The following is a 23,497-nucleotide window of genomic DNA, read 5'->3' as shown; positions in this document are numbered from 1 at the left end:
GGTAAAGCAGGTTCATTAATGGACGCTGTTTGACGATATGTAGGAAAGACGGAGTCTTTTAAGTTGGAAGAAAGCAAAGAACATGCTGTTCACCACCTGTGCAGGTTGCTTTCTTGTGAAATCATAGGATGGGGGATCATCATTTTGAAAAAAACCGCTTCGCTGCTGGCCCTAACGTTATTGGCCGGTATGACGCTTCAACCTTCTGACGGATATGCCAAGAGTAGCATCAGCGATATTGACCAGCAGATTCAGCAACTGGAGAACAAGGCAGCTACTGCCAAGCAGGAGCAGAAAAAAGCAGCTTCCAACAAAAAGGAAGCTCAGCATTACAAGAACAAAACCAATGCTTATCTGAAGGTTGTCATGGAACAGATCAATGTCGTTAGTGATGAACTCGCCAGTGTATCCTTGCAAATCGAGAACACGGAGGAAGATCTCCGTACAACCAAGAAAGACCTTCAAGCGGCAGAAGAACGTATTGTTGCAAGGGAGAAACTTCTGGAGTCGCGCGTGCGTCTGATGTATACGGACGGTGCTGTATCCTATCTGGATGTATTGTTGTCTTCCACCAGCTTCACTGACTTTTTGACTCGTGCGGATTCACTCAAAACGATCGTGGATCAGGATCAGCATCTGCTGGATGAGCACAAAGCGGACAAGCAACTGGTTGTGGACAAAAAGGCAGAACTGGATGTGCAATATGCAGAAGCCAAGAGCCTGTATTCACAGAAGAAACAGCGTAAGTCCCAATTGAATGAAAAAGAAGCGGAAAAGCAAGTGCTTCTAGCTTCATATGATGCTAAGATTGAAGAATCAGAAGAGCTGACACAAGAGCAGGAAGATGTATTGATGCAGATTGCCAGCAAACGTTCAGCACTTCTTCAAGAGAAAAATAAATTGCGTGAACAACAGGCAGCAGCCGCAGCCAAAGCAAAAGCCGCCGCAGCCGCTCGGGCGAAGGCAGCAGCCAAGGCTCCAACTAGAGTCAGCTCGGATAGCAGTAGTGAGCCTACCTATTCGTCCGGTAATGGTATCTTCTCAAGACCGGTATCTGGAGGACGTATTTCTTCTCCATTCGGTCCCCGTACCCATCCAATTACGGGTGTAGTGGGCAAGATGCATGCTGGTGTCGATTTCGCTGTGCCTGTGGGAACCTCTGTACATGCTGCCTCCGGCGGAATTGTAATCATGGCTGAATGGTATAGCGGTTATGGCTATACGGTTATTGTGGACCATGGTGGCGGACTATGGACGTTATATGGTCACTTGCGCGAAGGTGGATTTAAAGTCAGCAAGGGGGACACCGTGAGCAAAGGTGATACCATTGCTGAGTCAGGAAATACAGGGAACTCTACTGGACCTCACTTGCACTTTGAAGTACGAGATAATGGTACGGCAGTCAATCCAATGAACTATTTGTAATTTCCTCATCCACAGACCGAATGGAAAAAACATATTCCGTACAAGCTAGACATATACTAAGCTGGCATGTTCAGGGAATGGATTCTGGCAATCATGGAATCTGACACGCTTCAAAACTAAAGGCGGTGACAAACGGATGATGAAGAAAAGATCGGCGCTACTGCTTGTCATTGTGGGTCTGCTTGGCGGTAGTTTACTAACCCTGGTATTAATGACGTATCCGGGAATAGCGAGCCAGGCCACACCGGGCGAAGGTTTGCTGGCCAGTGTAACCGGCAATACGCAGCAGAAGAACGATTTGAAGAAGATTGAAACCGCGATGGATTTGATCTCAAGCAACTATTATAAAGATGTGGATCAGACCAAATTGATTGACGGTGCGATCAACGGCATGATGGAATCCCTTGGTGATCCGTACTCCAACTATATGGGGCAGGAAACAGCTGCTCAGTTTGAAGAGTCGATCGAAGGTTCATTTACCGGTATTGGCGCAGAGGTATCCTCACAGGATGGAAACGTGGTTGTAGTTTCCCCGATCAAAGGATCACCTGCCGAGAAAGCGGGTATTCGTGCGAAAGACATGATTATGTCTGTAAACGGAGAATCCCTGCAGGGATTGGAACTGAACAAGGCTGTTAACAAAATCAGAGGCCCTAAAGGCAGTGAAGCGAAGGTACAGGTTAAACGTGCCGGATCTTCCGAACTGATTGAATTTGTTATTGTACGGGATGACATTGATTTGGAGACCGTATATGCTCACATGGAGGACGGCGGAATTGGCGTTATTGCCATTACCCAATTCTCTCTGAATACGGGCGATCGCTTCAAGGAAGAATTGGCGAAACTTGAGAAGCAGAACATGAAAGGTCTGGTCATCGATGTTCGTAATGACCCAGGCGGTGTACTGCAAGTCGTGATTGATATTGCTGAACAGTTTGTTCCTAAAGGCAAGGTTATTGTGCAAGTCGAAGACAAGAACGGCAAAAAGGAACAAAGTAAATCCAATGGATCAGCGAAAGCTTATCCAGTCACAGTCCTGATGAACAAAGGTAGCGCGAGTGCGTCGGAGATTCTGGCCGGAGCCTTGCAACAGTCAGCAGGTGCTAAGTTGATTGGTGAAAACTCCTTTGGTAAGGGAACCGTACAGACGAGTTATGACAAGCAAATGGGTGATGGCAGCTTGCTGAAGATCACCATTGCCAAGTGGCTCACTCCGAACGGGGACTGGATTCATGAAAAAGGAATCAAACCGGATATTGCGGTAGACCAACCGGATTATTTCTCGGTTGCACCGATTAATAAAGAGAAGTTACCACTGAAATATGACAGCAATAGCACGGATGTGAAAAGTGCGCAGACGATGCTGAGAGGACTCGATTTCAAACCGGATCGTGTGGACGGATACTACGACCAGAAGACAGAAGAAGCGGTCAAGGCATTCCAGAAGCAAAAAGGCATTCAGGCTACAGGCCAGATTGACGAGAAAACCGCTGAATCACTGGAAGCGGCTCTGATTGAACGTATTGCCAATCCTCAATATGATGCACAGCTGAAACGCGCGATCGAAAATGTCTCAAAGGATATTTCGTCCGCAGTGTCGAAGCCATAAAGAAGGCTGATTTTCAGCCTTCTTTTTTTCTGAACCGGCTGAAGGAGAGGGGTGACCGACCACAATGGAATGGGTATGGCCGTGGTTAACTACATTAGGAGAAGCTTTGTTGCAGTTGTTTATTCAGCCGTTTTATTATATTGCGGTGATCCTGATTGCGCTGATCTATCATCGTCAGTTACTACAGGAGCGTAAATTGTTTCATGTCCGTTTGCAAAGCTCGATAACACAGACGATTCGTGCGGTGCTCGGAGGCATACTCATCGGTACCATTGTCTCAATCGTGTCCCTATTTCTCGGTGCACATCTTATGCTGGGAAGTCTCATATGCATATGGGCTGCAACGTTAGTTCTATCCTTGTTTCGTATCCGATATCTGTGTTTTGCCTACGCGGCAGGGTTGCTGGGTGTGGTGCAATTTGGTTTGAATCTGGCTTCAGGCTGGCAACCATCCGGTTGGATGGGCAGTATCACGGAGACGCTACGTACTCTGGATATGCCTGCACTGCTTGTTTTGGCGGCCCTCCTACATATGGGTGAAGCCCTGTTGGTACGTATGCAGGGAGTGTCGATGGCATCACCGCTTCTCTTCGAGGGAAAACGTGGGAAACTGGTTGGTGGATATCAACTACAACAGTTCTGGGCGATTCCCCTACTGATTCTTGTTCCCGTCACAGGAGGTGGCGCGGAGCTGGCATGGAATCCACTTATGAATGCAGGACATAGTTATATGCTGGTTGCATTGCCCATCATGCTCGGATTTGGTGAGATCACGCAGAGTATGCTTCCGGGACAGAAGGTGCAGATTACATCCAAGCGTTTGATGATCTATGGGACAACCTTGCTCGTGTTCAGTTTGCTTGCTGCATGGTGGTCTCCACTTATGGTGATTGCTGCATTGATTGCATTTATTGGACATGAACTTCTGGTATGGTACAGCGCATTTGAAGAGCAAAATCGCAGTCCGGTATTTGTTCATCCGCAGCATGGGTTGAAGGTATTGGCTGTTATCCCGGAGAGTCCTGCTGCAGATTTGGGGATTGAAGCAGGAGAGACGTTGTACAAGGTGAATGGTAAGTTAGTACATTCGCCGGAAGAGTTGCATCGCGCTCTGCGGATGAACCCGGCTTTTTGCAAACTTGAGGTGCGAAATCACCAGGGAGAAAGCAAGTTCATGCAACGGGCGATCTATGAAGGGGAGCATCATCAGCTTGGGATCATTATGGCACCGGACAATCACGAGGTATGGGCAATTCGATTACGTCCACTGACGCTGTTCCATATCATAAATCTCAAATTGTTTGCTCGTCTGAAAAAACCACACAGGGATGAAGTTCCACTGGCGTTACCGCCTGCTCCTGTGGTTAGTGACAAAGGGTCCATAGAGATGTAACTAAGCATATGGGATTGAATATGTTGCATAAATCAAGTAATGAAAAAGGTATTTCCGAGCGCCGTCGCAGGCAAGGGAAATACCTTTTTTTGTTATTTTTTTAACATAAAGATGGCGATTTGAGTCCGATCACGCAAGCTCAACTTGCCGAGAATATCCGTGACGTAGTTTTTGACGGTGCCTTCACTGAGGAACAGTTTGGCGGCAATTTCCTTATTGGATAGCCCCTCCGATATGGCCTCGGCAACCGCCAGCTCCATACGTGTCAGTCCATAGGCTTCGATTGGATTCTGTGTCAGGGGAGTCGTAGCAGGACGAAGAAGTCCTGTTAGCTTGCGAGCAATATCCGGATGAATTAACATATCGCCGTTATGTACGGTCTTGATGCCTTGAATGATCCGCTCAGGCGGGACGTTTTTGAGCAAATAACCGCTTGCCCCATTCTGTAATGCCTGAATAATATACTCATCGTCGTCAAACGTAGTCAGCATGAGCACCTGGATTTCAGGAAAACGTACCTTGATAAGTTGTGTGCCTTCGACTCCGTCACATTCCGGCATCCGAATATCCATCAACACCACGTCCGCAGGCGTTCCTGCTTCAAGCAATTCCAGCGCTTCCTGTCCATTGGAGGCTGTGCCTGTAACGCGAATGCCGGAGCCCAGTTCGAGTAGTACTTTAAGGCTCTCACGAATGAAGTAATCATCGTCCACAAGAATCAGTTGGATAAGTGGAGGGTGGGCTGCATCACTCTTTTGGTTCACATCATTCCGTTCGGACATGAGAACATTCACTTCCTTTTTCAGAGTATATCAACTTTGTTCGTTATTGGAATGCGTGTAATCACCGTATACGGATAAGCCGATTGGATCTCCAAGGCTCCTCCCACCATTTGTGTGCGCAGACGCATGCCTTCCTGTCCTATGCCATTTCCCTTAGTCGAATGGGGATTGATACTGCCATCATTACTTACGCTCATACAGACTTTCTGATCCCCGAACACCAACTCCACTGAGATTGAAGAGGCATTTCCATGCCGCAGTGCATTCGTTACGGCTTCTTTGACATTTTTGTACAAAACGATTTGTATGCTGGGATACAGCACATGGGATGGGCCATGAACTTCATAATGTGTCTTCACGCCAGTATCTCTGCCCACTTCCTCAAGGAGGCGATCCAGTGCGTAGGCATTGGATACATAAGAATCCGGCTGCAGTTTGTGCAGTGTGCTGCGCATATCATCCATACTGGTGGCCAATTGATCACGAATCTGTCTCACCATTTCTGTTCCCTTTTCCTGATCTCGGGGGAGGGTCAACAGGGCGGCTTCCGACATCATTTTGGTGCGAATAAGTCGATGGCCGATATCGTCATGAAGCTGTCTTGAGATGCGGGTACGTTCCTCTGCCTGAGCCGCTCCTTCAAGTTGCTTTGTAAATAACAGCAGTTGCGCACGCGCTTCTTGTAGCTCGTAATGTTTGCTGCGAAGCTCGTCGTAGACTTGTTCCAGTTGTCCGCGGCTGCTGGCCGTTCTTGATCCCTGCCAGGACAGAGCCGCTGTGATGAGCACAAACAGGTTGCCAAGAACCATCGCTGTTGTCTCTGCGGAGAATAGAGCAGTGGCGTTTGTATACAGTGCAGTTAACCCTGGCTGCCACGCCTGTGGGTCAGAATAATGCCAATGCAATGCAATATTGCTTACCACAAGCTGACTTCCAAACATCAGCCACCGCCGGCTCCCCTCCAGTCTGTACATATACACGTATAGCACGGATAGAGAAAGGAATAACATGAATGGTCCATACGAAGCAATCAGCCAACAGCTCCAGAGTATTTCGGCCAGAAGCAACAGCCATTGCTGTGCACTTGAACGGGTGAAATCTTTCCACACGGAGAGACCAAGCGCGATGATGATATACAGGGTATAGACGGCGTCGTTTTCCAAGGGTAGCATCAACAGGTACAGCACTGCTGGAACGATAATTAATCCGTATTGCAGAAACCGCATCGGCATATGGTTGTGACATCCTTTATATAAAAGTGGAGTAGAAAATCTCTCGGTAATGCGCCCTTGATTATACCATAAGCAGCATTCGAATCAGGAGATGACTTAAGTCACCTTCGATTCATGACTTTTCGTACCTTCGCTACAGATTACGATCCGTTACAATAAAATTATGAAATCCAGCGGCGAAAGCCGAAACGGAAGAGGGGCGAAAAAGGGATGGGGATACTTGAAGTGGATCATGTTGTGAAACGATACGGCAGCAGGCTGTCCGTGGATCATTTGAACCTTAGTGTTGGAAAAGGCGAAATTTTTGGATTGCTCGGTCCCAATGGAGCAGGAAAAAGTACCACCATCAGCATGATTGCAGGGCTCCTGAATATGGATCAGGGCGAAATCAGATTAGACGGGATATCGGTCAAGGAGCGACCGCTTGAAGTAAAGCGCAAGATCGGACTGGTTCCGCAGGATCTGGCTTTATATGAAACGATGACTGCAGCGGAGAATGTTACTTTTTTTGCCAGACTGTATGGACTGCGTGGAAAATTGCTTAAGGAGAGGGTACAGGAATCCCTTGAATTTGTAGGGTTACAGGATAAAGCAAAGGATGCTCCCGCAACCTTCTCCGGCGGTATGAAACGCAGGTTAAACATCGCATGTGCGATTACACATCGCCCGGATCTGATTATTATGGATGAACCGACAGTTGGCATTGATCCGCAATCTCGGAATCATATCCTTGAATCGGTACGCACACTCAATAAGATGGGTTCAACGATCATATATACAAGTCATTACATGGAGGAAGTTGCTGCGATTAGTCACCGGGTTGCGATTATGGATCAGGGACGAATCATTGCCTGTGGGACTGAAGCAGAGCTGAGAGAACGGGTAGCATCGGAGGAAAAAGTAGTACTCTCCACTTCCGGTATCGGTCCTGACGTCGTGGAAGAACTGAAACTTCACCCCCGCGTCCGGATGGTAGACGTTTCAGAGAATACACTGACCATTACGCTGCCTTCGGCACAGCAGGATCTCCAGGATCTGCTTTTCATTTGCAGCAAACATGAAATATCCATTCAGTCGCTCAAGGTGGAAGAGCCGGATCTGGAAACGTTGTTCCTCAATCTGACCGGGCGTACGCTTCGGGATTAGGGGGAGCGAGAGATGAATATATGGCATATTTGCATCTTTGAATTGAGACGTATTCTTAAGATTCGATCTGTAGTGTTGAACCTGTTCATTCTGCCATTATTATTGATTTTCATATTGGGCACGGCCCTTTCCAGTACGATGGGTACGGCGGATGATGTTATTCCGGATACAGTACGTGTGGGGATAATCCATATGAATTCCGAATCAGGCGGAGGACCAGATACGCTTAATCAAGCGCTGGATACATTCGTGAACTCTCCAGTGGTAGCGGAGATGGTTAAAGTTCAGTACTTTACAACAGAAGAAGAGGCTGTCTATTCGCTGCGTACCAGCAAGTTGGACTTTGCCGTAATGATTCCTTCGGATTTTGAACAGAACGTGATGATGGGGAAAAAGGCCCGGTTACAGTGGATTCGAGGAAAGGACAACACACTTAATACGTTGGGTGAAACTTTATTCACACGTTTTACGGATGAATTGAACCGACAGATGGCGATTACCAAAGTGCTCGGTCCGGAAGTGATTGCTGCCATGGCCGCTTATTCGGAGTCTGGTGCGGCTAATTCCACCTCCATTGCTGTCATTAATCCCGGTAAGACAGGTACGGCGTATAGTGCCTCCCAATACTATGCAGCATCCATGCTGGCGATGTTCATGTTGTACTCAGGCATGACAACCAGCACCAGCCTTTTTGGAGAGCGTGATAACAAAACGTTAATTCGCCTTCAGGCTGCGCCTATAGGCAATGGAGTTATTTTCGCTGGCAAAATTGCAGGAAATAGTCTGCTCGCTTTCTTGCAAGCAACGACGATTATCCTTATGACATATTGGCTCTACGGTGTGGATTGGGGAACGCATCCTTGGTATATCGTGCTGACTTGTGTGTTCATCACATTGGCATCCATGACGCTTGGCGTGATCGTAGCATTGGTATGCAAAAGCACGGCTTCGGCCAGTGCTTCCATACAAGGTATCATCGTTATCATGACATTCATCAGCGGTGGATTCATGCCCATTCCGATTGATTTCGTACAACGGATTAGCGGATTTACGGTTAATCACTGGGCGCTCCAGAGTTTTCTGAGAATGATGCTGGATGCACCTGTAGGAGAGATTGTGTACAGCATTCTAATGTTAGGCGTGGTATGCGTTGTATTGTTGTTCATCTCAGGATTGATCTATAGAAAGGCAGGATACCGATATGAATAGTCTACACATCGCCTGGTTGATGATCAGACGTACACTTGGCCGTAAAATGGGCTTCATTACGTTTCTGTTTCTGCCTTGCCTGGTGGTTACGGGAGCGGTTGCCCTTTTTGGAAGTGAGCAGAGTACACGGACTGTCATTCCCTACGTCAATGAGGATACAGGGGTAGCAGGGACATGGATGATTAATGAACTTGCTGGCAAAGAGGAGTATCTGCTCAAGCCAATGAACAATGAAGCAGAAGTGAAGGAAGCTATTGCTCAGCAAAAAGGAAGTTCTGGCATCATCATTCCGGCACGTTATACGGAGGATCTGTTTCAGGGTAAGGCCACCGAAATTCAACTGGTAGAACTGCGCATAAGTGAAGGTTCCTATACACTACGAGCGGCTGTTGAAGGTTTGACTAGCGGCCTGCAACAATCTGCTTCAGCTGTTAAGGTAGCGGCAGGTCGAGTCTCAAGTGAGACTGACATAGTGGAGAGCACACAGAAGTCGTTTGAACTGTTATTAGAGGAGATAGGAAAGCAACAGGTTTCTGGTGAAGGCACAGATCTGCAGATCTATCCCAAGTCAGGCCTGAACAATGTGACTGGATTTACAATCATGTTTATGATGGGCCTGCTGACCAGTGCAGTTGCTGTGATTATGGAAGATCGCAGGAAACGCACGATGGCTAGAGTATATACGGCACCCGTACGCGCATATGAGATTGCGCTTGGCAATTTCCTGGGCAGCTTTGTCATTGGCATGATTCAGATTGTTCTGGTTTTGGGAGTCAGCAGGTGGCTGCTGCATTATGATGCGGGTATCCCTTTTGGAATTCATTTCATGATCTTGGCGGCATTCATGCTGGTCTCGATGGGGATTGCGAGTACGGTTGCAGGATTAATCCGTAATCCCAAAAATGCGAACATGCTGAATTCACTCGTCATTATGCCAACTTGTATGATAGGTGGTTGTTTCTGGCCGATCTCGTTGATGCCTGATTATATGCAGAAGCTCGCCAACTTTGTCCCACAGAAATGGGCGATTCAGGCGGTAGAAACGATCTCCGCTGGCGGTACGTTATCGGATATTACACTGCCACTATTAATATTGTTCGGAATGGCTGCCATTTTGTTGACGGTTGGTTCTGCGATTCTGCGTCCCAGTCAACCGGGTGTGGATGCATAAGGTAATGCTGAATTCTGAAGAAACCGAACGCACATTTGCATTCGGTTTCTTTGATATTAGTGGGGAGGTATACATATGTCTGTTGCTATCGAACTATGAGAGTTGTTAGTCTGGAACTGAACTGGACAGGTTACAATTTGTCACGTATGATATGTTGCAGCCAGCACATAACAAGGCATGAGGTTTTTCTATGTAAATGTAGATGTTAATAGTTTAGATGTTAAACAGAAAGAAGGGTAGAAGCTTTATGACAATTATAGGAATAGATCTTGGAACAACGAATAGTTTGGTATCATGCTGGGTCAATGGGGAATCCGTTATTATCCCGAATGCCCTTGGGAATCGATTGACACCCTCAGTGGTAAGTGTGGATGACAATGGAGAGATAGTAGTAGGCGAGGTCGCCAAAGAGCGGTTGATCACGCATCCATCAAATACTGCATCTGTATTTAAAAGGTACATGGGAACAAGCAGAACGTTTAGTTTGGGTACATATCAATTTTTGCCTGAAGAGTTGTCAGCTTTTGTTTTGAAATCTTTGAAAGCTGATGCTGAAGCCTATTAGGTGTTGAAGTCACAGAAGCTGTCATTAGTGTTCCGGCATATTTTAGTGATACTCAGCGAAAAGCTACCAAACGTGCTGGACAACTGGCAGGAATGAAAGTTGAGCGACTGCTCAGTGAACCAACCGCTGCAGCCATTGCGTATGGCTTGCATCAACAGAAACCAGAGACAAAATTCCTTGTTTTTGACCTTGGAGGGGGAACCTTCGATGTATCCATCCTGGAGCTGTTTGACGGCATTATGGAAGTGAAATCAGTAGCAGGGGATAACTTTCTGGGAGGAGAGGATTTTACTGAACTGATTACGCATTGGTTCTTGAATCATCACCAAATTCAGCAGAATGATATGTCTGACAAGGCACAGATGGCGCTTTGGAAGCAGGCAGAGCTATGCAAGCAGGCATTAAGTGAAGGGCGTGAAGGAACGATGACCTTGACACTTGAAGATGGCGTGAAAGAGATGAGCATTGAGCGTGCACAATTTGAACAGTTAGCGAAACCGCTACTTGCTAGGTTGCAAAAGCCCGTGGAACGTGCGCTGCGTGATGCCGCCGTGCAACTCAATGAATTGGATGCTGTCATTCTTGTCGGAGGAGCAACGCGCATGCCTGTAATCTATTCGTTTACGGGCAAACTGTTTAGCAGACTACCAGCAAATTACTTGCATCCGGATGAAGCTATCGCTATTGGCGTGGGAATTCAAGCTGCTATGAAAGCTCGCCATGCTGACGTGGAAGAGGTTATTCTGACGGATGTAAGTCCATATACGTTGGGGACTTCGGTGTTAAAATCCTTAGGCAACGGTCGATATGAATCAGGTATTTTTGACCCAATCATTGAACGGAATACGGTTGTTCCGGTAAGCAGGGTTAAACGTTATTACACGTCAAGGGACCATCAAACTGAAATTTCTGTTGATGTTTATCAAGGGGAAAGTCGCCTAGTTGAAAACAATATTAAACTTGGTGAATTGACTATTAATGTGCCATCTGCACCGGAGGGCGAACAGGCTATAGATGTTCGCTTCACCTACGATATTAACGGCATATTGGAAGTGGAGGTATCTTCCGTGGATACGGGTGAGAAGAAAGTGGCTATCATAGAAGAGAAAGAAAGCGGTCTGTCCCAAGAAGAGATTGCCCAACGTTTCAAAGAGTTGGAGTCTATCAAAGTGCATCCTCGTGAACGCATGGAGAACCGGCATCTCTTGGCGCGTGGAGAACGCTTGTACGAAGAAACTTTGGCGGAGCAACGTTTAGTGATCCTGGATGCCATGTTGGAGTTTGAACAGAAGTTAAAACAGCAAGACCATCGTGAAATTAAGAAGGAGGCAGAAAAATTGAAGGAGACGTTGGATCGAATTGAAAATAGTCAGCGATTATGGTGAGAAGTGTAACATCATAACGAAAAGCACGGTCTTGTTCGAAGAGGAACAGAGAGATCGTGCTTTTTAATGTTTTAAATGATGAGAAAACATGGAAGCAGTTTTAACTGTGAAAATTAAGGTTGGAGCTGACGCAAGACAGTAATTTCCACTCGACGGTTCTTTTGTCTTCCAGCAGGTGTGGTATTGTCACCCGTTGGGCGAGTATCCGCATACCCGGCATACTGGAAACCGTCAGGGTTGAGCTTCTCTGTATCCAGAAAGAATCGTAATACAGACAGTGCGCGTTCACCTGAAAGTTGCCAGTTATCTGTATAGGCTGAGTTTGCCCCCACAGGAATATTATCGGTGTGACCCTCAATGCTGACAACGGTGTTCAGATCACGGAACAGGCTGGCAAGCTTACTGAGCGTTGGTGCTGCACCATCCTTTAGAGCGGCCTGTCCCTGGTCAAAAAGGAAACGATCACTTAGGGTAATGGATAGGCCCTGTGGCTTGTCCGCAACAAAAATCTGATTTTCCAGTTTATTATCCTCGATATATTGGGTAATCACATTGAACAGATTTTGCAGTTCCTGTTCCTGTGATCTGAATTGCTCTTCCCGCTCTGTGAGAGGCTTGTCGTCATCTTCTGGCGTGGCAGTCCCGGAATCGGAAGGCGTTCCTTCACCCTGAACCTCGGATGGTGGGGTCTCTGTAATCGCCTGTCCGGGTTTCTCACCGAGTCCTTCACCAAGCTCAAGTACAGAGTCGGACGCGTTGAATGTATTTTGTAAGGATTGAGTAACGACGTCATATTTACCGGAATCCAGATTGCTCATGGCGTACATGATGACAAAAAAGATCAAAAGCAGGGTAATGAGATCGGCATAAGTAATCATCCAGCGATCCCGATGATCGACAGTTTCACGTTTTCCGCGCCTTTTACTGCGCCGACTCATCCAATCCCTCCTTTGCTAGGGGGCGTATGTGTTGACGATGCGTGAGGGTGAAGGACTCCAGTCTTTTGCGTACAAGCTGGGGATTCTCACCGTTCTGAATGGCAAGTACACCTTCCAGAAGCATTTCCATGGTCTGCACTTCGTCGGCACCTCTGGATTTGATCTTGGAGGCAATGGGCAAAAAGATAAGATTGGCACTGGCGACCCCATACAGGGTTGCGGTAAAGGCAACAGCAATGGCAGGTCCGAGTCCTGTGGGATCGGTCAAACTGCCAAGGACCTGAATAAGTCCCATCACGGTTCCGATGATCCCCATGGTTGGGGCATAACCACCAGCGGATTCAAATATTTTGGCATATCCCTCATGTTTTTGTTCAATTGAGTCAATTTCCATCTCCAGGATCTGGCGAACCACATCCTGATCCGTACCATCGACAACCATCTGAATACCATCTTGCAAAAATGGATGCGGATGATCCATAACCTTACGTTCCAATGCAAGTACACCTGAGCGGCGCGCGATCGAAGACATCTCGACCAGTTCTTCAACCCACAAGCCTGATTCATTATTGTTGCGTCCAAAAGCCATACGCAGGGCAGCAGGAATCGTACGCAGACGATGCGCTGGGAAACTGGCAACCACAGCAGCAATCGTTCCACCGAATACAATTAAAGCAGCCGTTTTTTGCAGGAGACCGGACAATTGACCGCCTTCCCACAAAAAACCGCTAATGACTGCGGCAATTCCGGCAATAATACCGATAAGTGTCGCAATATCCATAAATTAACCCACTCCTATCTTCATTTCACGTTTGCATCACTAAAACGAACGAGGTATAATTAAACGGGAACAAATATTCCTATTACTATAAGTTTTCCCATATGAAAATTCGGGGAACTTCGACAATATATAGTGACTATTATTTTAGACGATAGGGTGAGATACGGCAATGAGCGATATTATAATGAGCGACAAAACGTTCGAGATCGAGTCAGAGTTTTCTCCCCAAGGTGATCAGCCTGCAGCCATTAAAGAACTGGTGAAGGGTGTTCAGGAGGGGAAAAGGTATCAGACACTGCTGGGTGCAACGGGTACGGGTAAGACATTTACGATTGCCCAGACGATTGCTCAGCTGCAACGTCCGACGCTGATTATTGCGCACAACAAGACGTTGGCAGCGCAACTTGCAAGTGAGTTCAAAGATTTTTTCCCTAATAACATGGTTGAGTATTTCGTCAGTTATTATGATTACTTTCAGCCAGAAGCATATATCCCGTCCTCCGATACGTATATCGAGAAGGATTCAAGTATTAATGAAGAGATCGACAAACTGCGGCACGCAGCGACAAGTTCATTGTTTGAGCGCAGGGACGTCATCATAGTAGCGAGTGTTTCCTGCATTTATGGTTTGGGTTCACCGCACTCGTATTCAAGCATGTTGCTCTCACTTCGGGTAGGCATGGAGAAACCACGCAATCAGATTTTGTCCCGTCTGGTAGAGATTCAGTATCAACGGAACGATATTAACTTTGTGCGCGGAACATTCCGTGTCCGTGGGGATGTAGTTGAGATTTTCCCTGCCTCTAAGGGCGAACATGCGATTCGGGTTGAATTGTTCGGTGATGAGATCGAAAAAATTACGGAGATTGACGTGTTAACCGGAGAACTGATTGGCGAACGTGAACATATTGCCATCTTCCCGGCGTCTCACTTCGTAACACAAGAAGAGACGATGAAGGTTGCGCTGGTGAACATTGAGCGTGAACTGGAGGAGCGTCTTGAAGTGTTGCGTGAGCAGGGGAAATTGCTGGAGGCTCAGCGACTGGAGCAGCGCACACGATACGATATCGAGATGATGAAGGAAGTCGGATTCTGTTCAGGGATTGAGAACTATTCCGGTCCGCTGACTTTCCGCGAACGCGGTGATACGCCCTACACACTGATGGATTACTTCCCGGATGACATGTTGATTGTGGTCGATGAGTCTCATGTGACGCTGCCACAGATCCGTGCGATGTACAATGGTGACCAAGCGCGGAAGACGGTATTGGTTGAACATGGTTTCCGTCTGCCGTCAGCGCTGGATAATCGTCCACTCAAATTCGACGAGTTCGAAGGCAAGATGGATCAGATTATCTATGTATCGGCCACACCAGGTCCTTATGAGATTGAGCATACGGATACGATGGTGCAACAGATTATTCGTCCAACCGGACTACTTGATCCAATTATTGAACTGCGTCCAACGAAGGGACAGATCGATGACTTGATCGGTGAGATTAACGACCGGATTGCCAAAGACGAGCGTGTGTTGATCACAACATTAACGAAGAAGATGTCCGAGGACCTGACAGATTATCTCAAGGAGATTGGAATTAAGGTTCGTTACCTGCACTCCGAGATCAAAACGTTGGAACGGATGGCGATTTTACGTGATCTAAGGCTGGGCGTTTTCCATGTTCTAATCGGAATCAACTTGCTCCGGGAAGGTCTCGATCTGCCCGAAGTATCTCTCGTAGCCATATTGGATGCTGATAAAGAAGGATTCCTGCGTTCCGAACGCTCACTGATCCAAACGATTGGTCGTGCAGCACGGAACAGCGAGGGTCGCGTCATTCTATACGGTGACAAAGTGACTGATTCGATGGACAAGGCGATTAAGGAAACAGAACGTCGTCGTGCGATTCAGATCGAATACAACGAGAAACATGGCATTACACCACAGACGATCCGCAAAAAAGTGCGTGATGTGATTGAGGCAACCAAAGTTGCCGAATCTAAGAAAGACTATCTCACAGGCGCAGCCGAGAAGATGTCGAAGAAAGATCGCCAGGCACTTATTCAGCGCCTAGAGGTAGAGATGAAAGATGCAGCCAAAAACCTGCAGTTTGAGCGTGCTGCCGAGCTTCGCGATGCGTTGTTGGAACTTCGCGCTGAATAAGATACTGCTCATTCATATGCTTCAGTAAAGATGGATTTGTAACAAGAGAACGGCCAATTGGCCGTTCTCTTGTTGAGTAAGGAAATCATCTATATCTACCGATAATAAGAGATGTTGAAATCTTGAAATCAGGTCTATACTGATAGAAAAGTTGAAATTGGTTAAAAGGTTTATAGGAAAGCATTTGGGAGTCGTGTCCCCCTGAGAGCCAAGAGCGCCCGGTGTTGACCTCGGAGCCGAGCCGAGGCAATGGCGACCTGTCGCGAACGTGGCGAAGCCGAGAGCGTCCTGGTGTTGAACTTGGAGCCGAGCCAAAGGCAATGGCGACCTTGTCGCGAACGTGGCGAAGCCGAGAGCGTCCTGGTGTTGAACTTGGAGCCGAGCCAAAGGCAATGGCGACCTTGTCGCGAACGTGGTGAAGCTGAGAGCGCCCCGGTGTTGACCTCGGAGCCGAGCCGAAGGCAATGGCGACCTTGCCGCGAACGTGGCGAAGCTGAGAGCGTCCCCTCGCAGTAGAGCGGCCGTATAAGGTTCCGGCAATTGGCCGGAACCTTATACGGAGCCGCGGGCACACGACCACCCTTCACATAGCACGACCCGACCCCTCACCGTTGCACCGTTTGTTTCGGGTGTCCAGAGGGCTGCGCCCTATGGGGCCCTCCCTTGGAAGGGAGGGTTTGGGAGGGATCGAAAGGTAAGGTTTGGATTAGTAAATTTGAGAGGATGAATACTATTGGCGAGCGATAACATTGTCATTAAAGGCGCACGAGCGCATAACCTGAAAAATATCGATATTACCATCCCGCGTGACCGCTTTGTTGTATTGACCGGTCTGAGTGGATCAGGCAAGTCCTCGCTGGCTTTTGACACCATCTATGCCGAAGGACAGCGACGTTATGTAGAATCATTGTCAGCCTATGCACGGCAGTTTCTCGGACAGATGGAGAAACCGGACGTGGATTCCATCGAAGGATTGTCTCCTGCCATTTCAATAGATCAGAAAACAACAAGTCGTAACCCGCGTTCCACGGTGGGAACCGTGACCGAAATCTATGATTATCTGCGTCTGTTATTTGCACGTGTGGGTCATCCACATTGTCCAGACCACGGGGTAGAGATCAGTTCCCAGACCGTAGAACAAATGGTTGACCGCATTATGCAATACCCAGAGCGTACCCGGTTGCAGATTCTGGCACCTATTATCTCTGGCCGTAAGGGCGAGCACAAAAGTGTATTTGCGGATGTGTCCAAGCAGGGCTTTGTTCGTGTACGGGTGAACGGGGAACTGCGTGACTTGTCAGAAGATATTCAATTGGAGAAAAACAAGAAGCATACGATTGAAGTCGTTGTTGACCGGATTGTCGTTAAAGATGATGTACAGGCGCGTCTGGCCGACTCTATTGAAACAGCACTGAATCTATCCGGAGGACAACTCCTGGTGGACATTATGGGTGAAGAAGAGCTGCGCTTCAGTTCCAACTTTGCCTGTCCGGTGTGCGGATTCAGTATTGAAGAACTTGCACCACGGATGTTCTCATTCAACAGTCCTTTCGGAGCTTGCCCGGATTGTGATGGATTGGGTGTCAAAATGATCGTTGACCCTGATCTGCTCGTACCGGATCGCAGCAAGACGATTGAAGACGGTGCTTTTGATGCTTGGACAGGTGGAACATCGACCTATTATCCGCAGTTCCTCAAGTCAGTATGTGAACACTTCAACATTCCGCAGAATGTGCCTGTCGAAGAACTGCCGGCTGAACAGATGAACAAGTTGTTACAGGGTACAGGTACGGAGAAAATCCGTTTCCGGTATGAAAATGATTTTGGACAACGCAAGGAAGCACTGGTTACCTTTGAAGGTATCGTCAATAACCTGGAGCGTCGTTACCGTGATACGGCATCTGAAGGTATCCGTGAATTCATTGAAGGTTACATGAGTGCGAAGCCTTGTGGTACGTGTAAAGGTCAGCGTCTGAAACGGGAAAGTCTCGCGGTTACGATTAATGATCACAACATGGCGTATGTGACTAGTTTGTCCATTGGTGAAGCTGGCCGATTCTTCGATACATTGGAATTGACGGAGAAAGAGCAGACGATTGCCAAGCTGATTTTGAAAGAGATCAACAGCCGTCTTGGTTTCCTGGTGAACGTAGGTCTGGATTACCTTACACTGAGTCGTGCTGCCGGAACGTTGTCCGGTGGGGAAGCTCAGCGGATCAGACTGGCCACACAGATTGGTTCCAGCCTGATGGGTGTACTGTATATTCTGGATGAGCCAAGTATCGGATTGCATCAACGGGATAATGACCGTCTGATCTCAACGCTTGCGCATATGCGGGATATTGGTAACACGTTGATTGTGGTTGAACATGATGAGGATACGATGATGGCTGCCGACTATATTATTGATATTGGCCCTGGTGCAGGTATCCATGGAGGTACCATCATGTCACAGGGTACACCGGAAGAGATCATGAATGATGAGAACTCCTTAACCGGTCAATATCTGAGTGGGCGCAAATTCATTCCTATTCGTACAGAACGTAGAAGTGTAGGAGACCGTTGGTTGGAAGTGCGCGGAGCCAAAGAAAATAACCTAAAGAATCTGAATGTGAAGATTCCTGTAGGTGTGTTTACTGCGGTAACAGGTGTGTCCGGTTCAGGTAAATCCACATTGATCAATGAGATCCTGTACAAAACGCTGGCACGTGATCTGAACCGTGCTCGGGTACGTCCAGGTCAGCATAAAGAAATTCGTGGTCTGGAACATATCGATAAAGTTATCGATATTGACCAGTCGCCAATCGGGCGGACACCTCGTTCCAACCCGGCTACGTACACAGGTGTCTTTGATGATATCCGTGATTTGTTTGCTCAGACGAACGAAGCCAAAGTACGTGGATACAAGAAAGGCCGGTTCAGCTTTAACATCAAAGGTGGACGTTGTGAAGCCTGCCGTGGAGACGGCATTATCAAGATCGAGATGCACTTCTTACCGGACGTTTATGTCCCTTGTGAAGTCTGCAAAGGCAAACGATACAACCGGGAAACGCTTGAAGTGAAATATAAAAACAGAAACATTTCCGATGTGTTGGAAATGACGGTTGAAGATGCAACCCAGTTCTTCGAGAACATTCCGAAGATCCATCGCAAAATGCAGACACTGATGGATGTGGGTCTGGGTTATATTAATCTGGGACAGCCTGCAACTACATTGTCTGGTGGTGAAGCCCAGCGGGTGAAACTTGCTTCCGAGCTGTATCGCCGCAGTACGGGGAAAACGATCTACATTCTCGATGAGCCGACAACCGGTTTGCATGTCGATGATATCGATCGTTTGCTGAACGTATTGCACCGTCTGGTTGATTCTGGGGAATCGGTGCTAGTGATCGAGCATAACCTGGATGTGATCAAAACGGCAGACTATGTTGTCGATCTGGGTCCAGAAGGCGGTAGCGGTGGAGGAACCATTGTTGCAACTGGAACACCTGAGGATATTATTAAAGTGGAAGCTTCCTATACAGGCAAGTACTTGAGGCCGGTTCTGGAGCGGGATACCGAGCGGAGCAAGGCGCTTCAATTGGTGGACTAAGTCCTTGTAGTCGAGATTATTGAACAATAAACGATAGTGAATAGGCCCTTCTTTTCGAAAAGTGTGAGGCATTGGACTACGATCTGATGTGTTCTGCTTCCGACAGGAAGGGTTTTAATTTTGGAGTATGTAGAGCCTTCCTCAGACTTATAATGTTTTCGTGAAAGTGTTTACATATGTGTAGGGACAAGCGTTGAAGGAATATTCGACCAAATTGGATTTTTTTCATTTTTATGGATGATAGGTCTTGCATTACAAGCAGGGTACAGATAACATAGAGGAAGATATTAGGGTATGCGTTAGCTGTTCAACTATGGTGAGGAGGTCTGTCTATCCATGCTGTTTGCAGAAGCTGCCACGGCGAGTACATCGAATTTTAATGCATTTGATATTTTTGTCATCTTATTTACGATCCTGATTTTTATCGGAGTCGTTCGCCTGCTTCGGGCACCGAAGAAGAATCTGTTTGCGATTGGGTTTGCAATAGTCAGCCTACTGGTATTTCTAATGACAGATTATGCGATGATAACCGGTTGGTTTGCTCAGTAGGAATGCTACTGAAGTGGATGGAATGTAAGCAAAAGAGGTACAGACGAACACTTTCCAGAGAGACATGGAGGGTGTTTTTTTCATTTAGTTTGAAGGATTGAAGAGGATTCTATCTTCTCTACCAAAATAGGGACTTAAAACAATTGTATATCCAGATTTTGTATGATACATTGAAGGATACCGGAATTGCAGATGAGAGAAAGAGAGAATAGATTCAGCGATGAATCCGATGTCGAGTCGCGCAAGAAGGATGTATAGAGAGGGTCAGGTGAGATAATGAGTGTGATGGGTAAAAAGGGGATAGCCATACTGATGGCTGCTGTACTCTCAATTAGTGTGGCGGCAACGGCTGGTGCGGCAGAATCCAAAACGGCAATGCAAGCCAAAGTAGTAGATGGTCAAGTCTATGTGAACACGAAGGATCTGGTCAAGGCATTTGGTGGAAGTGGACAATATGATGCCAAATCCGGAACGTACACGTACAAGGGAAGTGAAGCCATTCCCAAAGTGATTGAAAAAGTGTCTCCTTCGATCGTAGGCATTATTGGGAAATCTACCGAAGTGCAGGACGGTGCAACATCAGACGACCGTTATAATCTTGCACATGGTACAGGGGTCATTATTCGTTCCAACGGATGGATCGTGACGAATGCTCACGTGGTTGATGGATTAGAGAATCCGGTGGTCGTAACGACGGATGGCAATACATACAAAATTACGAAAACATACAGTGATGCACTAAGTGATCTGGCGCTAATCAAAATCAATGCTAAATCACTTAAACCGGCGAGCTTCGCCAAAGCCTCACAAACCTCTGTTGGTGAGACGGTGATCGCTATAGGTACGCCGATTTCCTTTTCATTGCGCAACTCAGCAACGGTAGGGGTAATTAGCGGCTTGAATCGTGGTGTTGAGGCGACCTACCGGTTGATTCAGACTGACACGGCCATTAACCCAGGAAATAGCGGAGGACCGCTGGTCAACCTGAAGGGTGAAGTGGTCGGTATTAACTCCATGAAATTCTCTGCGGTCGGCGTAGAAAGCCTGGGATTTTCGATTCCGGTGGATACCGTTCAATATATCATCGATCAGTTTTTTAAATATGGAAAAATAAAACGAGCAAGTCTGGGGTTACAGCTGGAAGAAAGCTGGTCTGCTATTGTGGGCTTGCCTACAGATGACCCATTAACGATTACGGGCGTACTGTCTCCTGAAGCGAAGAAAGCCAAAATCAAAGAGGGCGATGTCATCTATAGTGTGGCAGGCACACGTGTGTCCTCTGTCGTGGATATCAATGAGTTGCTCAAAAAGTATCTGCCTGGGCAAAAGGTAAAGCTCTTGATGCAAACGGATGGTGATATCGTCACCCGTACGGTAGTGCTTGCTGATCGTGCGGACATCCAGGACGAGGAAGATCAAGCGTTCCTTGCAGATGAAGAATAATATAGCCCGGCAATCAACCCGGATGGAGAGAGGACGAAAGAACGGAATGAAAAAGTCATGGATACGTGTGCTGAGCACAGGTGTATTAACCGGGATGCTGACTATTGGCGCGGCACTGCCTGTATGGGCATCTGATCTGACGACGAGTGAACTGCGGGTCAAAGCGGGTAGCACGAGCGCCTACATTAACGGCGATAAGCAGGCCATAGCCAAACCGTACAAGGTCAAGGGAGTAACGATGGTGCCTGTGGGTGTATTCAAGAAAGCATTTGGCAGCGAAATCCGATTGGAGAAAAATGATGTCGTCAAAATCAAGGAAGGTCCGCACACGGTCACGCTAACGATTGGCAGTACGATTGCTTGGGTGGATGGTGTGAAACATGAGATGGGTGCCGCTCCCAAGATGGTGAATGGCGTACTCATGGTCCCACTTCGTCCGGTTGCTGCCGGTATCGGAGCGACGCTTGCTCCAAACAGTTCGGGAGAAATGGTGATTCGTCTGTTGCAAACCGATGATTCGGTGGACGATGAGGATGGTACCCATTTGGACGAAGGCAAAACCAGAATCGGTAACAGCTTTTACGGTTGGTCCATTAACTACCCGGCAGATCTCATGGTCTTCCAGACTGGTGAGCAGGAGCGCATGATAACTTTCGGCGCAGCGGACAACAGTTATTATCTTGAAGTGTATGTCAGTGACCAGGATGTGGCTCTGGATTCGGATGATTTGTTGCAGCAACTCGTGCAGGAGGCCAAGCAATCGGGAGATACGGTGCTGGATCGTGAAGCGGTGTCAAAAGGCAAGACGCCTCATGCACGGATTATTGTGAAAGATGTAGACGGCATGTTGTGGGAGATGCGCCAGTATCGGAGCGAAGGCCGTCAATATGATGTGTACCTCGCGGATTACGAAGCCCTGAATTATAAAGATCTGGGCAAACGCGCGGCACTGCTCAATTCATTCCAGCCAACCTATGCAGAGTCGGATCGAACGATCAAGGATCTGTCCACCGTAGATAATGGCATGCGCTCCGCGTGGAATGATGACTATGGTATCGAATTGAAGATTCCTGCAGGATGGTCAATGGACAACAATCAGATGATCTATGAAGCCAAGGATGGTGCGTATCTGCAATGGCGTGTTACTTCGGCGAAGGCAGGTACAACAGTAAAAGATTGGAGCGGCCAACTGGATAAGTGGATGCGCGAGACATTTACACCAGAGAGTTACGAGCCAATTGGCTCATATACGATGGATATCTCGGGAGAGACTGCCGAGGTGAATGAATTCCGTTATAACTTTGGCGGGGGTTGGCAGACCGAGTTCGATGTTCTTTTGCAGAAGAATGGGTATCGATATTATGCAGAGTATACGTTCCCTGAGGAGCAGGTTGCGGATCGGGCATGGTTTGAACGGATTATGAAGAGCGTGGAGATTGATTTTGATACGGTTGCCGATAATTTCGGTCAGCTGGATGAAGATCCTTATTTGACAGACAAAACGAAGACACTTACACGTACGTCCAAACGTTATAAATACAGTGTGGATATTCCGCGTTACTGGACGCCGTATAGTGATCGATTCGAATATTCACCTGTGGTGTACACCTTTACCGGCGGAGAATTCTCCATTGCGGCGAGCGAAGACAAGTCGATCGAAATGACGGTAAGTCAACTGAGAGAAGCTTATGCGGAAGCGACCAAAACCCGTAAGAACTTCAAGTTGCTTCGCAGTGAGGAACTGACGTTTGCGGGTGTGCCTGCATTTTCCTTTACGTATCATGAACTGGACAAGGGAGTGCCATATGCGGGTCGCCAGATCGTGTTTGAAAAGGACGGAACAACCTATACAATCACAAGTGGTCTGAATGATGCCAATAAGACAGAAGTCCAGGCAGCCGCCTTGGAAAAAGCAGTGAACTCATTTACATTTATTAAATAATTGTAGTGGAGCCGGAGGGTCAAAGGACCTTTCGGTTTTTTTGTCGTGCTGGAAATGAAAATGGTAAACGGTTTTTTCAGGAAAGCGTAGAAGAGTCGGTGCAGAAGTGGTACACTATACTAGTTCAGGAGTTATGACTGCTGATCTGATGAATATGGATGACTGTAAGGTTGG

16 protein-coding genes and 1 pseudogene are annotated in these 23,497 nt (G+C 47.4%); 13 read left to right on the top strand and 4 right to left on the bottom strand.

Going from position 1 to position 23,497, the window contains the following annotated elements; translation table 11 throughout:
• Positions 1-144: 144 nt before the first annotated feature.
• From NYE45_RS26705 to NYE45_RS26695, 3 genes are all read left to right on the top strand, one after another.
• A complete protein-coding gene (locus NYE45_RS26705) occupies positions 145-1,425 on the top strand; it encodes a M23 family metallopeptidase (RefSeq protein ID WP_145149303.1) in 1,281 nt (426 codons plus the stop codon).
• 136 nt (positions 1,426-1,561) lie between these two features.
• Positions 1,562-3,034 (top strand): S41 family peptidase, encoded by a 1,473-nt coding sequence (locus NYE45_RS26700; RefSeq protein WP_289390471.1) that lies wholly within the window; start codon positions 1,562-1,564, stop codon positions 3,032-3,034.
• Between the two features lie 64 nt (positions 3,035-3,098).
• Positions 3,099-4,427: a PDZ domain-containing protein gene (locus NYE45_RS26695; protein WP_340014601.1), complete on the top strand. Its 1,329-nt coding sequence runs from the start codon at positions 3,099-3,101 to the stop codon at positions 4,425-4,427.
• Between the two features lie 92 nt (positions 4,428-4,519).
• On the opposite strand, the gene NYE45_RS26690 is transcribed toward NYE45_RS26695, so the two are convergent.
• Complete coding sequence (locus NYE45_RS26690) at positions 4,520-5,209, bottom strand: response regulator transcription factor (RefSeq protein WP_340014600.1); 690 nt, start codon at positions 5,207-5,209, stop codon at positions 4,520-4,522.
• A gap of 20 nt (positions 5,210-5,229) precedes the next feature.
• On the bottom strand, positions 5,230-6,441 hold the full coding sequence (locus NYE45_RS26685; protein ID WP_340014599.1) for a sensor histidine kinase: 1,212 nt from the start codon (positions 6,439-6,441) through the stop codon (positions 5,230-5,232).
• A gap of 210 nt (positions 6,442-6,651) precedes the next feature.
• On the opposite strand from NYE45_RS26685, the gene NYE45_RS26680 reads away from it, so the two are divergent.
• The 4 genes and pseudogenes from NYE45_RS26680 to NYE45_RS26665 all read left to right on the top strand — a co-directional run bounded on the left by NYE45_RS26680 (position 6,652) and on the right by NYE45_RS26665 (position 11,917).
• Entirely contained in the window at positions 6,652-7,587 is a 936-nt protein-coding gene (locus tag NYE45_RS26680) for an ABC transporter ATP-binding protein (RefSeq protein ID WP_339170599.1), read from the top strand.
• 12 nt (positions 7,588-7,599) lie between these two features.
• Positions 7,600-8,796, top strand: a complete 1,197-nt coding sequence (locus NYE45_RS26675) for an ABC transporter permease (protein WP_340014598.1) — start codon at positions 7,600-7,602, stop codon at positions 8,794-8,796.
• Positions 8,789-9,967: an ABC transporter permease gene (locus NYE45_RS26670; protein WP_340014597.1), complete on the top strand. Its 1,179-nt coding sequence runs from the start codon at positions 8,789-8,791 to the stop codon at positions 9,965-9,967. The genes NYE45_RS26675 and NYE45_RS26670 overlap by 8 nt, the downstream gene beginning before the upstream one ends.
• A gap of 247 nt (positions 9,968-10,214) precedes the next feature.
• A pseudogene (locus tag NYE45_RS26665) lies at positions 10,215-11,917 on the top strand (molecular chaperone HscC).
• A 113-nt stretch (positions 11,918-12,030) separates the two neighbouring features.
• On the opposite strand, the gene NYE45_RS26660 reads toward NYE45_RS26665, so the two are convergent.
• Entirely contained in the window at positions 12,031-12,855 is an 825-nt protein-coding gene (locus NYE45_RS26660; RefSeq protein ID WP_340014596.1) for a flagellar motor protein MotB, read from the bottom strand.
• Positions 12,839-13,636, bottom strand: a complete 798-nt coding sequence (locus NYE45_RS26655; protein WP_062837042.1) for a flagellar motor protein — start codon at positions 13,634-13,636, stop codon at positions 12,839-12,841. The genes NYE45_RS26660 and NYE45_RS26655 overlap by 17 nt, the downstream gene beginning before the upstream one ends.
• Before the next feature lie 169 nt (positions 13,637-13,805).
• Between NYE45_RS26655 and uvrB the strand changes: the two genes are divergently transcribed.
• The 6 genes from uvrB to NYE45_RS26625 all read left to right on the top strand — a co-directional run bounded on the left by uvrB (position 13,806) and on the right by NYE45_RS26625 (position 23,323).
• Positions 13,806-15,797, top strand: coding sequence for an excinuclease ABC subunit UvrB (gene uvrB / locus NYE45_RS26650; RefSeq protein ID WP_340014595.1), 1,992 nt, complete (start codon positions 13,806-13,808; stop codon positions 15,795-15,797).
• A gap of 224 nt (positions 15,798-16,021) precedes the next feature.
• Entirely contained in the window at positions 16,022-16,216 is a 195-nt protein-coding gene (locus NYE45_RS26645; RefSeq protein WP_340014594.1) for a hypothetical protein, read from the top strand.
• Between the two features lie 314 nt (positions 16,217-16,530).
• A complete protein-coding gene (uvrA, locus tag NYE45_RS26640) occupies positions 16,531-19,389 on the top strand; it encodes an excinuclease ABC subunit UvrA (protein WP_340014593.1) in 2,859 nt (952 codons plus the stop codon).
• A gap of 336 nt (positions 19,390-19,725) precedes the next feature.
• The gene (locus NYE45_RS26635) at positions 19,726-19,938 is read left to right on the top strand and encodes a hypothetical protein (protein WP_062837045.1); all 213 of its coding nucleotides are present in this window, start codon (positions 19,726-19,728) and stop codon (positions 19,936-19,938) included.
• A gap of 276 nt (positions 19,939-20,214) precedes the next feature.
• Positions 20,215-21,381, top strand: a complete 1,167-nt coding sequence (locus tag NYE45_RS26630) for a trypsin-like peptidase domain-containing protein (protein ID WP_340014592.1) — start codon at positions 20,215-20,217, stop codon at positions 21,379-21,381.
• A gap of 46 nt (positions 21,382-21,427) precedes the next feature.
• Complete coding sequence (locus tag NYE45_RS26625; protein WP_340014591.1) at positions 21,428-23,323, top strand: stalk domain-containing protein; 1,896 nt, start codon at positions 21,428-21,430, stop codon at positions 23,321-23,323.
• Positions 23,324-23,497: the final 174 nt, after the last annotated feature.

This window comes from Paenibacillus sp. FSL K6-1318, assembly GCF_037976905.1.
GTDB lineage: Bacteria > Bacillota > Bacilli > Paenibacillales > Paenibacillaceae > Paenibacillus > Paenibacillus amylolyticus_A.
This window is presented reverse-complemented; position numbering and strand designations above follow the sequence as displayed.

Bases quoted from the DNA above. Each gene is read 5' to 3' on its own strand.
- NYE45_RS26700 (WP_289390471.1), top strand. From the start codon at position 1,562: ATGATGAAGAAAAGATCGGCGCTACTGCTTGTCATTGTGGGTCTGCTT.
- NYE45_RS26695 (WP_340014601.1), top strand. From the start codon at position 3,099: ATGGAATGGGTATGGCCGTGGTTAACTACATTAGGAGAAGCTTTGTTG.
- NYE45_RS26690 (WP_340014600.1), bottom strand. From the start codon at position 5,209: ATGTCCGAACGGAATGATGTGAACCAAAAGAGTGATGCAGCCCACCCT.
- NYE45_RS26685 (WP_340014599.1), bottom strand. From the start codon at position 6,441: ATGCCGATGCGGTTTCTGCAATACGGATTAATTATCGTTCCAGCAGTG.
- NYE45_RS26680 (WP_339170599.1), top strand. From the start codon at position 6,652: ATGGGGATACTTGAAGTGGATCATGTTGTGAAACGATACGGCAGCAGG.
- NYE45_RS26675 (WP_340014598.1), top strand. From the start codon at position 7,600: ATGAATATATGGCATATTTGCATCTTTGAATTGAGACGTATTCTTAAG.
- NYE45_RS26670 (WP_340014597.1), top strand. From the start codon at position 8,789: ATGAATAGTCTACACATCGCCTGGTTGATGATCAGACGTACACTTGGC.
- NYE45_RS26660 (WP_340014596.1), bottom strand. From the start codon at position 12,855: ATGAGTCGGCGCAGTAAAAGGCGCGGAAAACGTGAAACTGTCGATCAT.
- NYE45_RS26655 (WP_062837042.1), bottom strand. From the start codon at position 13,636: ATGGATATTGCGACACTTATCGGTATTATTGCCGGAATTGCCGCAGTC.
- uvrB (WP_340014595.1), top strand. From the start codon at position 13,806: ATGAGCGATATTATAATGAGCGACAAAACGTTCGAGATCGAGTCAGAG.
- NYE45_RS26635 (WP_062837045.1), top strand. From the start codon at position 19,726: ATGCTGTTTGCAGAAGCTGCCACGGCGAGTACATCGAATTTTAATGCA.
- NYE45_RS26630 (WP_340014592.1), top strand. From the start codon at position 20,215: ATGAGTGTGATGGGTAAAAAGGGGATAGCCATACTGATGGCTGCTGTA.
- NYE45_RS26625 (WP_340014591.1), top strand. From the start codon at position 21,428: ATGAAAAAGTCATGGATACGTGTGCTGAGCACAGGTGTATTAACCGGG.